Source organism: Phycisphaerales bacterium (genome assembly GCA_020852515.1).
In the GTDB taxonomy this organism is placed as follows: domain Bacteria; phylum Planctomycetota; class Phycisphaerae; order Phycisphaerales; family UBA5793; genus UBA5793.
In genome coordinates this window covers 227,989-244,042 of record JADZAS010000013.1, presented here as the reverse complement: position 1 = coordinate 244,042, position 16,054 = coordinate 227,989, and the positions used below count along the sequence as shown (strand labels likewise).

The 16,054-nt window shown below is 65.3% G+C and carries 13 protein-coding genes; 11 read left to right on the top strand and 2 right to left on the bottom strand.

Annotation, left to right across the window (positions count from 1 at the left end; genetic code table 11):
• Positions 1–37 precede the first annotated feature (37 nt).
• Complete coding sequence (locus IT430_07225) at positions 38–448, top strand: nitrous oxide-stimulated promoter family protein (protein ID MCC6907714.1); 411 nt, start codon at positions 38–40, stop codon at positions 446–448.
• Between the two features lie 46 nt (positions 449–494).
• On the opposite strand, the gene IT430_07220 is transcribed toward IT430_07225, so the two are convergent.
• Both IT430_07220 and IT430_07215 read right to left on the bottom strand, forming a co-directional pair.
• Positions 495–1,844 carry a sigma-54-dependent Fis family transcriptional regulator gene (locus IT430_07220; protein ID MCC6907713.1) on the bottom strand — a complete coding sequence of 450 codons (1,350 nt, stop codon included), beginning with the start codon at positions 1,842–1,844 and terminating at the stop codon, positions 495–497.
• Positions 1,845–1,947: 103 nt separating this feature from the next.
• On the bottom strand, positions 1,948–2,562 hold the full coding sequence (locus tag IT430_07215; GenBank protein MCC6907712.1) for a nuclear transport factor 2 family protein: 615 nt from the start codon (positions 2,560–2,562) through the stop codon (positions 1,948–1,950).
• Positions 2,563–2,881: 319 nt separating this feature from the next.
• Here IT430_07215 and IT430_07210 point away from each other — a divergent pair, with 319 nt between their 5' ends.
• From IT430_07210 to IT430_07165, 10 genes are all read left to right on the top strand, one after another.
• Positions 2,882–4,243: a cytochrome c3 family protein gene (locus IT430_07210; GenBank protein MCC6907711.1), complete on the top strand. Its 1,362-nt coding sequence runs from the start codon at positions 2,882–2,884 to the stop codon at positions 4,241–4,243.
• A complete protein-coding gene (locus IT430_07205) occupies positions 4,240–5,265 on the top strand; it encodes a tetratricopeptide repeat protein (protein ID MCC6907710.1) in 1,026 nt (341 codons plus the stop codon). Before IT430_07210 ends, IT430_07205 begins: the two co-directional genes overlap by 4 nt.
• Positions 5,262–5,720, top strand: a complete 459-nt coding sequence (locus tag IT430_07200) for a ubiquinol-cytochrome c reductase iron-sulfur subunit (GenBank protein ID MCC6907709.1) — start codon at positions 5,262–5,264, stop codon at positions 5,718–5,720. Before IT430_07205 ends, IT430_07200 begins: the two co-directional genes overlap by 4 nt.
• Before the next feature lie 9 nt (positions 5,721–5,729).
• A complete protein-coding gene (locus IT430_07195; protein ID MCC6907708.1) occupies positions 5,730–6,389 on the top strand; it encodes a cytochrome b N-terminal domain-containing protein in 660 nt (219 codons plus the stop codon).
• Between the two features lie 22 nt (positions 6,390–6,411).
• Positions 6,412–8,031 (top strand): hypothetical protein, encoded by a 1,620-nt coding sequence (locus IT430_07190; protein MCC6907707.1) that lies wholly within the window; start codon positions 6,412–6,414, stop codon positions 8,029–8,031.
• Between the two features lie 99 nt (positions 8,032–8,130).
• Positions 8,131–10,299: a hypothetical protein gene (locus tag IT430_07185; protein MCC6907706.1), complete on the top strand. Its 2,169-nt coding sequence runs from the start codon at positions 8,131–8,133 to the stop codon at positions 10,297–10,299.
• Positions 10,300–10,370: 71 nt separating this feature from the next.
• Positions 10,371–11,894 carry a NapC/NirT family cytochrome c gene (locus IT430_07180; protein MCC6907705.1) on the top strand — a complete coding sequence of 508 codons (1,524 nt, stop codon included), beginning with the start codon at positions 10,371–10,373 and terminating at the stop codon, positions 11,892–11,894.
• The gene (locus IT430_07175) at positions 11,894–13,453 is read left to right on the top strand and encodes a cytochrome c3 family protein (protein MCC6907704.1); all 1,560 of its coding nucleotides are present in this window, start codon (positions 11,894–11,896) and stop codon (positions 13,451–13,453) included. Before IT430_07180 ends, IT430_07175 begins: the two co-directional genes overlap by 1 nt.
• Complete coding sequence (locus IT430_07170) at positions 13,450–14,913, top strand: hypothetical protein (protein MCC6907703.1); 1,464 nt, start codon at positions 13,450–13,452, stop codon at positions 14,911–14,913. The genes IT430_07175 and IT430_07170 overlap by 4 nt, the downstream gene beginning before the upstream one ends.
• A 37-nt stretch (positions 14,914–14,950) precedes the next feature.
• Positions 14,951–15,952 carry a tetratricopeptide repeat protein gene (locus tag IT430_07165; protein ID MCC6907702.1) on the top strand — a complete coding sequence of 334 codons (1,002 nt, stop codon included), beginning with the start codon at positions 14,951–14,953 and terminating at the stop codon, positions 15,950–15,952.
• Positions 15,953–16,054: the final 102 nt, after the last annotated feature.

The window sequence follows — 16,054 nt, the reverse complement described above, 5'->3', positions numbered from 1 at the left end:
CCGGGCACGGCATTTGCACGTGCGATGGCCGGGAACCATGAGCCTTTCAACCGCCAATCGCACTTTTCGCCTGCCGGTGCTCCGATCAGACGCTTCGGAGGACCGGAAACTCCGCAAAGACCTGAGGCTGCTGGGTCTCTTTATTGAGATGTACTGCAGCGCGAATCACCAGAATCGAGAAAGTGAGAAAGCGCCGATCACGGCGGCGGGGTGGGAGGACGTGATGCGCCGGCCGCCGGTGCTCTGCCCGCAGTGCGCCCGTCTGCTGCAGCACGCCTGGGTGAAACGGGCGACGTGTCCGTTTGACCCCAAGCCGGCGTGCAAGCACTGCCCGAGCCACTGCTATCACCCGACCTACCGGCAGCAGATCCGCGAGGTGATGCGCGAGTCGGGCAAGCGGATCGTCCTGCGCGGCCGGCTGGACTACCTGCTCAAGCTGCTCTTTTGACCCGCAATAAACCACCCATCTTAACAAAAGGTGCCAGGTACCTTTTTTATTCGGGTTGTTTGGCGATGCCGAGTTCATCCATTTTGCGATAGAGGCTCGACAGGCCGATGCCCAGGTGCTCGGCGGTGGTGGTCTTGTCGAACTCGTGTCGGCGGAGGCAGTAGAGGATGTGCTGCCGCTCGAACTGGCGCAGCGCCTCGCGCAGTTCTTCGCCAGGCTCGGGTTCTTCGACTCCCTTGAAGGGCAGATCGTGTACCCCCAACTCGTCGCCTTCGGCGAAGATCACGGCGCGCTCGATGACGTTTTCGAGTTCGCGGATGTTGCCGGGCCAGTCATGATTGAGCAGCGCCCGCATCGCGCCGTTGGTGATGCCGGGAACGCGCTTGCTCATCTGCGATGCGTACTTCTGCAGGAAGTGGTGCACGAGCAGGGGGATGTCCTCGCGGCGGTGGCGCAGCGGCGGCAGTTCCAGTTTCACCACGTCCAGGCGGTACATGACGTCTTCGCGAAACTGACCGGCGGCGACCATTTCGCGCAGATCGCGGTTGGTTGCGGCGATGATGCGCACATCCACAGGTCGCGGCTTGGTGTCGCCTACAGGAACGACCACGCGCTCTTCGAGCACGCGCAGCAGCATGCTCTGCGTCCCCAGCGGGAGCGTCGAGATCTCATCGAGAAACAGCGTGCCACCGTTGGCCGCTTCGAAGTAGCCCGCGCGGTCTGCCGTGGCGCCGGTGAACGAGCCCTTGCGGTGGCCGAAGAGTTCCGAGGCGATGAGGGTCTCGGGAATGGCACCGCAATTGACGGCGACAAAGGCCTTGTCGCGCGTGATGCCGTTGTAATGGATGGCGCGTGCGAACAGTTCCTTGCCGGTGCCCGACTCTCCCAGCAGCAGCACCGTGCTCTTGACGGCGGCGAGTTTGTGCACCAGCCCGAAAAGCCGCTTCATCGGGGCCGACTCGCCCACGAGGTTGTGAAATGAACTCTCGGCCGCGAGCTGGTCGGTCATTCGCTGGTTGCTGCGAGCCAATTCGCCGTGTTCGATGGCCCGCTTGATCCGCAGCAGCAGATCATCGAATTGCACCGGTTTGAGCAGGTAATCGACGGCCCCCGCCTGCATGGCCTTGACGGCGCTGTCCACGGTGCCGAAGGCGGTCAGCATGATTACCGGCGTCTGCGGCGCGAGGCGCGCCAGATGGCCAAGCAGTGTGATGCCATCCATCTCGGGCATGCGGATGTCCGACAGCACGAGATCGAACGGCCGCTCGATGGCGGCGGCCTGGGCGGCTTTCCCATCCGGCGCCGCGACCACCTCGTAGCCCTCCTGCGTGAGCAGTTCGGCCAGCGACTCGCGCAGCACCTGTTCATCTTCGGCAATCAGAATCGACTTTGGCATTACACCTCGCGGGTCTGGGTGAAATTGTACTCGGCCAGCCCGCCTGAAAGTCGGCGGGCCGGCCCGAGTTGCGCTGAGGACAGATGATTGTCGAAGGCGGGCGCTACTGCAGATACTCGTCCGGGATCGGATTCTGCGGGTCTTCGCGCTGCCAGAGCATGTTGAGGATCCACCACCTGCCGCCCGACTCGACGAGCTGAATGCTGTAGACGCCCCGTGTGTAGGGCGCTTCGTCTTCGGCGCGGCGGCGCGATTCATAGACGCTGCGCACCTGCGCGATGTGGCCGAATTCTTCGATTTTCAGACTGATGGGCTTCTCAAAGTACCCCGAGCCTTCGAGGTACTTCTGCTCGCGGGCGATGAATTCATCGACGGTCATGCCGCCCACGACGGCGGTGTCGCCCATCACCTGCGCACTGTACAGACGCGCATCGGGGAAGAAGAGATCGCGGTACTTGTCCCAGTCGCGCGCTTCGCCCCGCCCCCCCGAGATCGTTTCGAACGCGGTGTTGACGAGGACTTCGACGGATGTCGCGTACGGCGGGGCCGGAATCGGCGGATGGTCCGTGGGCGGCGGCTTAGGCGCGTCGGTCACGGCCGGGTGGCCCTGCGGGGTGACGTCCGGGTGCCCCGGCGGCGTCTGCCAGGGTCGGGCAGCGCCGAAATTGGGCGCGGTGATGAGCAGGGCGACAGTGAGAACAGTCAGCGGATGTTTCATGAGGGCTCCATTCGTTGATGGAGTGTCGTCGCAAGTCCCATACCACGAGCGCGAGGCCCTCGGCGGTGCGGCTGAGTGCGGATTTCCGGTTCTGTCATTCCGCATTTGGGAAGCCTGGGCGCCGCGCATTCTCACAAACAGGAAAGTCGCCCCGGGCGCGGGGCCTCCTTCCGTGCCCGCGCCCTCGAAATCGAGCGATCGAGTCCGGAAACCGGGGTGCAGTGCTTGGTCGGCGCGGCACGGAACGTGCAAGCGTCCAGCCGGCGCGATGGAGGCTGCATTGTCGAAATACCCCGAAATCACGTTATGGAGGAGCCGCTTGTCACCGGCTTGGCTGGCGGCAACCGCGGCGGGGCTGCTGTCACACGGCGTTGTCATTGCCGAAGACGCACCTCCACGACCCACTACGGCCGTCGAATCCTGCGCCCAGGCAGGCTGCCACGCCTCCACGCTGGATCACAAGTTCGTCCACGGCCCGGCGGCGCAGCGCAAGTGCGACGCCTGCCACCAGTACGACGAGCCGCGAGAGCACACCTTCAAAACCATCAACCAGGACACGCTGTGCTCCAACTGCCACCTCATGGAGCATCGGACCGTCGTGCACGGGCCGGTGGCCAACGGACAGTGCACCGGCTGTCACGATCCGCACGGCTCGGAACACCGGATGATGCTCATCGCCGACCCGACGCGCGGATTGTGCGTGAGTTGCCACGTGCACGAAGAAGACCCGCTGGTGCACGTGCACGGCCCGGTCGCGGCCGGCGCGTGCATTCTCTGCCACGAGCCGCATTCTTCCTGGAAGGCGAACCTGCTCGTCAAGGACACGAACGAACTCTGCGCCGACTGCCACACCGAGGTGGCGCAGAGCGGCGCCGGGCTGCACGTGCACGAAGCGATGGAGCAGGGCTGCACGAGTTGCCACAACCCGCACGCCTCGCCCAACCCGTTCATGCTGCGCGCGGCGACTGATGAGCTATGCGCCACGTGCCACGGCGAAATGATGGAGAAGATCGATGCCGCGCCGGTGGTGCACGGCGCGGTCCACCAGGCCAACGGCTGCACCGGCTGCCACTCGCCGCACTCTTCGACGTTGCCCAGTCTCCAGAAACGGCCCGAGCCGGACACCTGCCTCACCTGTCACAGCCAGCCACTTGTAACGGGGAACGGCCGAACGCTGACGAACATGGCGCTGCTGCTGCACGACTCGCCGGACCATCACGGCCCGATTCGCGCCGGCTCGTGCTCGTCGTGCCATCAGCCGCACGCGGCTGAGAACGCGAACCTGCTCGTGAAGACGTATCCGCCCGAGTTCTACGCGGCGTTCGATCTTGATCGCTACGCGCTGTGCTTCACGTGCCACTTGCCGGAGATGGTGACGGCCAGATCGGGCATTGGTGTAACGCGATTCCGCGAGGGCGATCAGAATCTGCACTACCTGCATGTGAATCAGGAAAAGGGGCGGACCTGCCGGGCCTGCCACGAGGTGCACGCTTCCAAGCGGCCGTTCCACATCCGCGAGGCGGTGCCGTTCGGTTCGAGCGGCTGGATGCTCGAGATCAACTTTGAAGCGATGGATGATGGCGGGCGCTGCTCGCCGGGCTGCCATGAAGAACAGAGTTACGCCCGGGGTGATCTGTCGCAGGCCGAGCCCGCCAGTGTGCCCGAGGGAGGCCGCCAATGAGACTCGATCTTCTTGCGTCCGCCGTGCGATGGGGCGCTGTGCTGACTGCGGCAGCGTGTATTGCGGCGGGAAGCGCCGCCATGCCGCCGCGCGGCTCGGAGGCGCCGCCGCTGGTGCTCGCGGACCTCGACGGCAACGTCTTCGACGCCCAGAGCGTGCAGGGCCGGCCGTATGTTCTGATCTTCGGCGAACTCTACCACCAGCCGACGCGCGAAGGATGCGCGGTGATCGAGCGCGTGCTCGATGATCCCCGGCTGGCGGGCGACCGCATCGCGCCCGTGCTGGTCATCGCCCAAAACGCATCGCGCCTCGATCTGAAGACGCAAGCTGAAGCGCTGGACTTTGCCGGCGTCGTGCTGCACGATCCGAACCGGCGGGCGTACGAAGCCTACCGCGTGAGCGTGATGCCCACGGTCGTGGTGGTCGGCGGCGACGGCCGGGTGATTTACAGCCTGGCAGGCGTCACGCCGCGCATGGGCGACATCGTGACGGACGCGCTGCTCGTCGGACTCGGGCGCCTGAGCGTGGAGCGATTTGAAGCGGCGCTTCACCCGGATGCAGCAAGCGAACTGAGCGAGGTGGAGATTCGCGCCGGTCGTGTAACGCTGCTGGCGCGGCAACTGGCGCGGCGCGGCCTCGACGAGATGGCCGACGAGAAGTACCGCGAGGCCATCGCGCTGTGGCCCCAGAGCGTCGAAGCGCGGCTCGGCCTCGGGCGGCTGAACCTGAAGCGCCATCGCATCGCCGAAGCCGAAGCGCAGTTTCGTGCCGTGCTGGCGGAGAATCCCGATCTCGTCGAAGCGACGCTCGGCGTGGCGTACGTGCAGGCGGTGCGCGGCGCCAACGAACTGGACCAGGCCGAGACGCTCGTGCGCGAAGTGCTCGACCGCGATCCGACCCAGCCCCGCGCGCACTACCTCATGGGCATGATCCTCGAACAGCGCAACAAGATGCCCGAGGCCGCCGCCAGTTACAAGCGGGCGGCTGAACTGCTGCTCGAGCGGCAGGGAGCGGAGCAATGACCATGGCCAGCGATCACGTCCATGATGGGCCACGCGAACCGCATGACGGCGGCAGAAGGCGCTTCTGTCAGGCCTGCATCGGCGGCGCTGCGGCGATCACCGTCGGAACCGTGGTCTACCCGATCGTCGCGTTCCTCAAACTGCCCGTGCGGCTGGGTGAATCCAAGCCGGTGCAGATTCCGCTTGATCGGCTGACGCCGGGGCAGGCGTACTACGCCGACTTCCACGGCCAGCAGGTCGTGGTCGTGATGAGCGAAGCCGGGCCGCGTGTCTTCAACGCGTCGTGCACGCACCTGGGATGCAACGTGGTCTGGGACACGGCCCACGGCAACTTCCACTGCCCCTGCCACGGCGCCGTGTTCAGCGGCGAGGGCCAGGTCGTCAGCGGCCCCGTGAGCGCTCCGCTTGTTGAAATTCCGTTCGAAGTCAAGGAAGGCAATCTCATCATCTCCTGAGAGACTGACATGAGTGTGATTCGACGCATCTACGGCTGGATTGACAACCGCTTCGACGTGACGCCCGAACTGGAAAAAAACGTCACGAAGAAGTGGGTGCCGCGCACGCTTTCGTGGGCGGGCTGCTTCGGCGGGCTGGCGTTCTTCACGTTCCTCGTGCAGGTGTTTACCGGAATGCTGCTGCTCATGTACTACAAGCCGCACCCGGAAAGCGCCTGGGACAGCGTGACGTTCATCAAGTCAAACGTGACCATGGGCTGGCTGGTGCAGCGCATTCACGCGGTGGCGGCGAACCTGATGATCGCGCTCGTGCTCATGCACATGGCTCGCATCGCCTACTACAAGATCTACCGGGCGCCGCGCGAGTTGCACTGGGTCAGCGGCGTGCTGCTGCTGCTGCTCACGACGATGATGGCATTTACGGGCTACCTGCTGCCGTGGACGCAGCTGAGCTACTGGGGCGCCAAGGTGGGTACGGAGATTCCCAGCGCCGTCCCCTTTCTCGGCGCGGGCATCGTGGAGTGGGTCCGCCGAGGCAAGGCGATCACGGGGGAGACTTTGGGGTTCTTCTTCTCGTTGCACATCTGGATTCTGCCGGCGATCATGAGCGCGTTCATGGGGATGCACTTTGTCATGATCCGCCGGACGGGGATTTCCAAGCCGCTTTGAGCGAACCAGGAAGGACACGCCCATGGGCGTTGACTACCGCGAGCAATACGAACCCGATCAGTTGGAGCCCTTTTGGCCCAACGAGATCATCAAGATGACGGTTTCCGTGCTGGTGTGCCTGGCGATCATCATGTTTCTGGTCACGCTGCCCGTGCTGCTGGACATGCTCGGCGTGCACGGGATGGTTCACGAGGAGCAGCCCGCCAACCCGCGCGGCTCGACGCCCGTGGGCATCAAGCCCGAGTGGTACTTCCTGGCGGTGTATCAGTACCTGCGCGTCTGGCCGACAACGCTTCTGGGGCTGAGCGGCAAGACCTGGGGCGTTCTGAGCCAGGGGCCGGTCATACTCGTTATCGTGCTGCTGCCGTTCTGGTATCGCGGCCAACGGGCGCGCACGCGGCCGAAGTGGTTCTACCGCATCGCGGTGACGACTGTGGCGGCGCTGGCGATCATCTTCACGTTCTGGGGCGGCTGGCCCGAAAGGATGACTGCGGAGGGCGAGCAACTGGCGCCGCTCTCCGAGTACTTCGGACACCGTCCCCTGTTCTTCATCTTCACGGCCATCGCCATCATTGTGTTCTACGCGCTGGTGGCGCACGAGCGGCGGGCGATCCGGCGCGTGCTTTACCGCGAGGGCCAGCCGGAGACGGAGCCGCCGTTCGCCGGTCTTAAACACCACGGCCTGCTGTTGATGGCGGGGCTGGGCGCGATCGCGCTGCACGCCTCGCGCGCCCAGGCCGCATCGCCACCTGAAGCGTCGCCTCCACCCGCTGAGCAGCATGCGGCTGATCCCTACGCACAGAGCAACTGCGTGCAGTGCCACATGAACCTGCCGGGCCGGTCGAGCGAGATCGTCGAACTGGAATGGAAGCACAGCGTGCACTACGCGGCCAACGTGGGCTGCGACGGATGCCACGGCGGCAACGCGGCGCTGCGGCGCGATCAGTTCGAGTCGGATGATGCGTTCAAGCGGGCGGCGCACCTCGAGCGGCAGGCGGACTTCCTCGTCACCTACCTCAACGAGAGCGAATTCGTGAGCCAGACGCGCGGCCGGGCCGTGTCGTACTTCTGCGGCAAGTGCCACGCCGACATCAAGGAAAAGCACCTCGGCAGCCCGCACGGCGACTTCGGCGACCCGACGTGTCTCTACTGTCACGGCCAGGGCAGCCACAAGATCACCCAGCCTTCGCCCGAGATCATCGACACGCGCTCGCGAGCCGAGGGCGGCCGCTGCTCGCCGTGCCATCGGGCGGCGACGATGGAGTCCGTCAAGCGAATCAAGGAGATTCTGATCGAGACGGAAGCGCAGGTTGCGAAATCGACCGATCTCAGCGGCGATCTTACCACGTGGGGCTATCGCAACCTCTCGCTCGAGCAGGCGCAACAGAACGCCGCGGAAGTGAATTCGCGGTTGCGGCAGGTGTTTCACAGTTTCAACATGCGCGACATCAACAACTTCGCCGCGGAAATCGGCGACGGGGTTGATCGGATTCAGGCAACGCATGAACTCATCGAGCGGCTGCGTGAGCAGCAGCGCCAGCAGACCAAGGTCGGTTCTGCCGCGGTGGTGCTGCTGTTGGCGTTCTCCGGCCTGCTCGTGTACTACAAGTCATCCTTCCTCGACCGGGAGCACACTGCGTGAAGCGGGTGGATCGTGATTCCTCTGAGCAGACAGTCTGGAAAGCGCTTCGCCGCTGAGCGGTCCAAGCCTCAATCGCATTCCCGGTGCCGGGAGGCTTTCATGGTTGTGTGCATCCTGTTCGCGGTCGCCGCTGCGGCGCCGGCGCAACAGGATGCCCCCTCGCCTACCGACAATCGCCGCTGCCTCAACTGTCACGGCCAGGCGCACATCGCCACGCTGGATCCATTCGAGCGGCGATCGATGATCGGCCAGACGGACCGGCAGACCGTGCCGGGCGAGGAAGAGCCGGCGACCCGGCCGGCGCTGTACATCTCAGCCGACCAGATTCCCTTCCCGCAGCACTCGATGCTCTCGTGCATCGACTGCCACGCCGACGCCGCGGCCCTGCCGCATGCTCAGACGCTGCGGCCGGCGTCGTGCACGACGTCTTCCTGCCACACGTCCGAGGCGGCGGCGTTCACGCGCGGCGTGCACGCTGAAAGCCCCCAGCCGGGCAACGGCCAGACCCCAACGTGTTCGACGTGCCACGGCGGGCACGACATTCTCCCGCCGCGCGACCGCAACTCCAAGACGTACCCGATGAACATTGTCGCCACGTGCGCCGGCTGCCACAGCCAGCACGCGACCAATTCTTCCGTCGAGCAGGGCGGCGAGGCGCTGGTGAGCGCATATCTGGAGAGCGTGCACGGCAAGGCGATCACGCAGGGCGGTCTCGTCGTCGCCGCGACGTGCGCTGACTGCCACGGCTTCCACGAAGTGCATCCGGCGACCGATGAACGCTCGCCGGTCCACCGCGACCAGGTGCCCGCGACCTGCGGCCGCTGCCACGTGGGCATCAGCGAAACCTTCGCCACGAGCGTGCACGCAAAGGTGCGCGTCAACGGGGAAGAGAACGGCCAGAAGGCGCCGGTGTGCACCGACTGCCATACCGCGCACAGCATCACCCGCACGAACGTGTCTTCGTTCATGCTTGACATCGTCAACGAGTGCGGCGACTGCCACAACGACCCGGCGATGTCCGGCTCCCGCCGCGCCACGTTCTACGAAACCTACCGCGACAGTTACCACGGCCAGGTGACGCAACTGGGCTCGACGCGGCCGGCGCGCTGCAGCGACTGCCACGGCGCCCACGACATCCTGCCCATCAGCGATCCCAATTCGGCTCTGCATGGCGACCACCGGGTCCAGGTGTGCGCCAAGTGTCACGAAGGCGCCACGCCCAGTTTCGCGATGTTCGACCCGCACGCGGACTACCGCGACAGCGACCGCTATCCGCTGCTGCACGGCGTGTGGCTGTACTTCCTGATCGTCATCAGCTCCGCGTTTGGCTTCTTTGGCCTGCACTCGCTGCTGTGGTTCATCCGCATGGTCATCGAGCGGCGGCGCAATGGCCCGCGGCCGGATCTGCGCAAGGGTGTGGCCATTCGCCGCTTCACGCGCATCAACCGCGTCAATCACGTGCTGGTGATCACGAGTTTCTTCGGCCTGACGTTCACCGGCATCCCGCTGTTCTTCTCCGACCGGCCCTGGGCCGGCGCCCTGGCGAGCGTGTTTGGCGGGGTCGATGCCGCAGGAACGTGGCACCGCTTCTTCGCCATCATGCTGATGTTCAACTTCGTCCTGCATGTGATCGGCGTCCTCAGGGCCGGCCGCGAGGTGGCTCAGCAAGCGCGATCCACCCCGCTTGGCCCGACCCGCACGGTGTTCGGCTGGCTGTTCGGCCCGCACTCGCTGTTCCCGCGCTGGAAAGACGTGAAGGACTGCGTGGGCATGTTCCGCTGGTTCATCACCGGGCGCGGCAAGCCCGCCTTCGGCCGCTGGACGTACTGGGAAAAGTTCGACTACTGGGCTGAGATCGTCGGCACGTTCATCATCGGCGGCTCGGGTCTGCTCCTGTGGTTCCCCGAGACTGCAGCGCACGTGCTGCCCGGCTGGGCGTTCAACATCGCGATGGTCGTGCACGGCTACGAGGCGCTGCTGGCCGTCGGGTTCATCTTCACCATCCACTTCTTCAACGCGCACCTGCGACTCGAGAAATTCCCCGTGGATGACGTCATCTTCACCGGCCGCGTTCCGGAAGAGGAAATGAAACACGAGCGGGCCGCGGAATACGCGCACCTCGTGGAGCGGCAGCGGCTTGACAAGTTCCGCACCGGCCCCGCGCCCCGCTGGCAGCGGATCACCGCGATCGTGGTCGGCGTGGTGGCGATGCTCATCGGAACGGGCATGGTGGTGCTCATCATTCTGGGAGGACTTCAGGCCCTGTGACGCCTCCGGGGCATGCGGGTTGCAACTGTTGCAATGGGGTCCTGCGGAAGGTCTCGGGAATGGAGTCTGACATGTCTGGCACTGTCGAAACTGAGAAAACGGCCCCGGATTCAGGTCGGCCGATTCCCACTTTGTGGAGAATCCTGGGCGTCAAGCGGGTGAAACGCCGCTATGTCCCCTTCGGCCTGACGCTGTGGGCCAAGATGGGTTACGCGGTGCTCATCGTGGTGGGAGGGAGCCTGGCGTTTGCGGAGTACTCGATGGAGCCGGACTTCTGCCGTAATTGCCATCTCATGGAGCCGTACTACCAGGCCTGGCACGAATCGACGCACAAGGACGTGCCGTGCGTCGATTGTCACATGGAACCAGGTATCAAGAACACGCTCAAGGGCAAGTGGCAGGCGAGCAGCCAGGTCGCCAAGTACGTCACCCGGACCTACGGATCCAAGCCGCACGCGGAGATCCGCGACGAGTCGTGCCTGCGCGAGGGTTGCCATGACCAGCGCCTCCTCGAAGGGCTGGTGGAGTGGGAAGTGCCCACGCAGCGCGGCGACAAGATCAAGATCCATTTCAATCACGCGCCGCACCTGGGCGAATTGCGCCGCGGCAAGGAACTGCGCTGCTCCTCATGTCACTCGCAGATCGTGCAGGGCCAGCACCTGGTGGTGACGCTCGACACGTGCTTCACCTGCCACTTCAAGGGCGTCAAGCACGGGCGCGATGAAGAAGTGCTCGGCGGCTGCGGCTCGTGCCACGGTGCACCCAAGGGTGACATCCGACTCGCCACGGGCCTCTTCAACCACCAGGAGTATCTCGACCGCAAGGTGGCCTGCGAGAACTGCCACTCCGAGGCGATCAAGGGCGACGGCGAGGTGCCGCGCCAGTTGTGCTGGACCTGCCACAATCAGCCCCAGCAACTGGCCAAGTACGGCGAAACGCAACTCATGCACCGGGCCCACGTCAGCGAACACAAACTCGAATGCTCAAACTGCCACGTGCAGATCGAGCATCATCTCACGGCAAATCCGAACCGGGCGCTCTCGCTGGCCGGCATGATTCACGAGACCGGCGAGTCCTCCGAAGGCTGCGCGCAGTGCCACTCGGCGACGCACTCGGGCCCGGCGAAGATGTACAGCGGCGTCGGCGGCTTCGGCGTACCCAACATGCCCAGCCCCATGTTCACCTCGCAGGTGGACTGCATCGCCTGTCACCTCGAAGAGACCAGCGGCGCTTCGCACGGCGTGTCAGGCTACACCTACCTCGCCGCCCAGAAGGCATGCGACACCTGCCACGGGACGCGCTACACGGGCGTGCTGGACGTATGGAAGAACTCCGTCGATCTGCTGCTCAGCCAGGCGCAGGCGGCGGTGGAAGAGGCCCGCGTCGCACTCGACGGCGCGAGCATCACCGACGACGCCGAGCGGCTGGCGCTGCAGCGGCTCTTCAACGACGCCAGCCAGAACGTGGAGTTCGTCCGGACCGCGCACGGCGTGCACAACATCACCTATGCCACGGCGCTGCTCAATCTCTCGATCGACAACTGCAATGAGATCGGCAGCCGACTCGGCGCCAGCCCCGCAGAAAACGAGCCGTAATGAAAGGGCCGCCCACCAGTGCGATGCGATCCAGGCCGCGGCCGGCTCTCGGCGCGCGGGTGATCGCCATTTCACTGGCGGCGATGATGGCGCTCGTCGGCGGCTGCAAGAAAGAGAAGGAAAGCGAGCAGCCTCCAGTCGAGGCGCGACGCACGGCGGACACGGCCATGCGCTACATGGCACCGTCCGAGCCCGCGCCGCCGACGCCGCACTTCATTGCAGCCGATCATCCCGCGCCGCGGCCGACGGAGGCGCTGCCTGAAGGCGCGACCTGCATCACCCCCGAATGCCACGCCGTCTTCGGCGCGGCCGATCGCCTGCACGGTCCGCTCGCCGCCGGCGACTGCTTCTCGTGCCACGCCGCGGATACGGGCGGACATGTCTATCCGCTTGTCCGCGCAGGAAACGACACGTGCAACTTCTGCCACCAGACCGGCAACACGCAGTTGCACAAGCATGAAGCGCTCGATTCGCCCGGCTGCACCGGCTGTCACGATCCGCATGCCGGCCGCAAGTTTCTGCTCGTTCGCGAGACGATCGATCAGGTCTGCTCGACCTGCCATGTCCTCGAAGAGGGCAAGCACGCGCATGGGCCATTCGCGGCCGGGGAGTGCTCGGCCTGTCACCAGCCGCATGAATCGAACAACGCGCACCTGCTGCGGGGCGGCAGCGGATCCGAGCACTGCTTCGCGTGCCACGCCGATACGAAATACGTGATCTCCAACGCGCCTTACGTGCACGAGCCGGCGCGGCAGGAGTGCACGACGTGCCACGCGGCGCACACGTCGGATTTCGATTTCCACCTCAAGCAGCCGACCGAGAAGCTCTGCCTCGACTGCCACTCTGGCCTGGAAGAGGCGATCGCCGGCGCCACCACGCCGCATGCCGCCGTGTTCACGGCGGATTCGTGCGCCAACTGCCACGATCCGCACGCCGCGGGCCGGCCCAAACTGCTGCGCGACCGGCAGACGACGCTGTGTCTGGCGTGCCACGACCGGCCGGTCAAGGCGGAGGACGGGCGCACCATTCCAAACATGACGGCCAGCGTGACCGGCCGGCGCTTCCTGCACGGGCCGGTCGAGTCGGGCGACTGCGCTGCCTGCCACAACGTGCACGGCTCGACGCACACCCGGCTGCTCAAGCAGGAGTTCCCCTCGGGCTTTTACTCGAGTTTCGACCTGCAGAACTACGCGCTGTGCTTCAGTTGCCACTCGAAAGATCTCGTCCTCGCGGAGAAGACGACGGCTCTGACCGACTTCCGCGATGGCGATCGCAACCTGCACTACCTCCATGTGAATCGGGATGAAAAGGGACGCTCCTGCAAGACCTGCCACGCGATCCACGGCTCGGATCTCGAGCAGCACCTGGCGACGGAAGTGCCCTTTGAGAGTTCGAACTGGATGATGCCCCTCGGATTCGAGCGCACGGAGGATGGCGGCAAGTGCGCCCCGGGCTGCCATGTCGCCATGACCTATCACCGCACGCCGGGTGAGGATGCCACAACAGGCGAGAGTGCCACTCCCGCCGGTCCGGAAAAGGAATCTGGAGGTCAGCCATGAAATCGGCTTGGACCATCTTCGCCACTGCAGCAGCGATCGGCGCCGCATCGTTGCTGATGGGAATGCAGCGTTCTTCAGATGCCGGTGCCGCGCTGAATCAACCGCCCATCGAACGGCCATCCGGCGAGATTGCGCCAGGCTCATGCCTGGCTTCGGGCTGCCACGCCGACGTGAAGGCGCATGAAGTCATGCACGGCCCCGCCGCAGTGGGCGCCTGCGATGCATGCCACGCGCCGTTGGATACGCAGCTGCACACCTTCTCGCTCGTGCGCGAAGCCAAGGACCTGTGCCTCTTCTGCCACGAGATGAACGTGCAGGGCGCTACGACGGTTCACGAGCCGCTCAAGACGGGCGACTGCCTTGCCTGCCACGACCCGCACGGCGGAACGAGCCGGCTGATCCTCAAGGCCGACAGTTCGGCGGCGCTGTGCAAGCAGTGCCACGACAACGTCTTTGCCGGCAAATCAACGGTGCACGGCCCCGTGGCCGCCGGCGCGTGCGCGGCGTGTCACTCGCCTCACGCTTCGCAGTACGACCACCTCCTGCTCACGCAGGGGCGGGACCTGTGCCTGCAGTGCCACACGTCAACCAAGGAGCAGGTCGAGCGGATGCGCTACGTGCACGGCCCGGTGAACACCGACTGCACCGCCTGCCACGACCCGCACGCGTCGGATCACCCGATGATGCTGCTCGCCGACAAGAAGGAACTCTGTCTCTCGTGCCACGAGTCGATCAAGCACATCGTGGACACGGCGACGACGCAGCACGCGGCCGTGACCACGGACCAGGAGTGCCTGAACTGCCACGAGCCGCACGCGTCTGATCACGCGACGATCCTCAAAACAGACATGGTGGATCTGTGCCTCAAGTGCCACGACCGCACGATCAAGATGCCCGACGGCCGCGACCTGACGAACATGAAGGCGGTCTTCGCCACGGGTAAGAGCCTGCACGGGCCAGTGGCGCAGGGCAACTGCGCCGCCTGCCACGAGATTCACGGCGGGGGCAACTTCCGCCTGCTCATCAAGGAGTATCCGCCGCAGTTCTACGCTCCGTTCCGCGAGGAGAGTTACGCATTGTGCTTCTCGTGCCACGACAAGGATCTCGTGCACGACGAGCGGACGACGGCGCTGACCAATTTCCGCAACGGCGATCTGAACCTGCACTACCTGCACGTGAACAAGGACACGAAGGGCCGCACCTGCCGCGCCTGCCACGAGACGCACGCGAGCAACAAGGAAAATCACATCCGCGACTCCGTGCCGTTTGGCACCGGAGGCTGGATGCTGCCGATCAACTTCGAGAAGCTCAACGCGGGCGGCAGGTGTGCGCCGGGATGCCACGTGCCGTACGAATACAACCGTGATCATCCCGTTGAATACGAACCGGTCGAAAGGCCGGCCGTCTGGCCCGGCGAAGGCAATGCCGGCCAGGCCGCGCCGGCCGCGGATGGAAAGTAGCGCGGCTGTTGAGGCCGCCGTGGACAAGGGGCAAGTCATGAGCACTGCACGCTGGAGCATTCTGTGGGCGCCGATCGCCGCGATCGCGGTCGCCTCAACCGCGCTCGGCGATGAACTGCGCGTCGTCAAGGTCGGGCAGGCCGTTCCGGCCTACTCACTCAAATCGCTGGGCGATGCGCCGCTGGACAATCCTTCGACGCGGGGCCACGCACTGGTGCTCGTCTACGTCGCGGCGCAGCAGGTCAGTTCCACCAAAGTCATGGTCGAATCCCAGCAGGTGGTCGCGGATCTGAAGCGCGATGACCTCGAATTGCAGTATGTTACGGCCGACGTCGTGCAGGCCGACTGGTTCCGGGACTTTCGCGATGGCGCCGGCCTGCACGGGCCCATGGGGCTCGATATCGACCGAGTGCTCTATGGCAAACTCGGCATCATCGTCCTGCCGACGACGATCGTCGTCGATGCCAAAGGCCGCCTGTCGCACGTGATCGCCGGCTACAAGCCCGACTACCTGCACATGCTCGACGCGTACGGGCGCCATGCGCTGGGTCTGCTCGATGACAAGCAGCTCGAAGAGCACCTCGCGGCCAAGGGCTTTCACCACGACACCCCCTCGGATCGCGCTGCCCGCCACCGTGCGGCCGCGAGCCTGCTGCGCGAGAAGGGGCTGCGCGACCAGGCCGAGCGCGAATTGCGAACCGCCATCGAAGTCGATGCGGCGGACATGGAAGCACGGCTGGATCTCGCATCGCTGTGCATCGCCATGCAGCGCTTTGACGAAGCGGGCGCACTCGTCGATGAAGTCATGAAGTCCGACGCCGCCAGCCGGCGCGGCAAACTGCTGCGCGGCATTCTGCTCTTCCACGAAGGCCGGTTGGAAGAGGCCGAGAAGATGCTCACCGAGTCGCTCGTGCTCAACACCGATCCGGCGCGGAGCCACTACTACCTCGGCATGGTCTACGAGAAACTCGGTCAGGCCGACAAGGCCATGCAGCACTACCGCCAGGCGCTGCGGCGACTGCTCGACGAAGGGCCCTGATCCGGCGGCCGCGCTCGGCGATCGCCGGCAGGCGCATCCCCGCCCGTTTCAACGGCTTACGGGGCCCTCGGCTTCTGCTGGCGGCCAGAGCCGCCTCGTCGG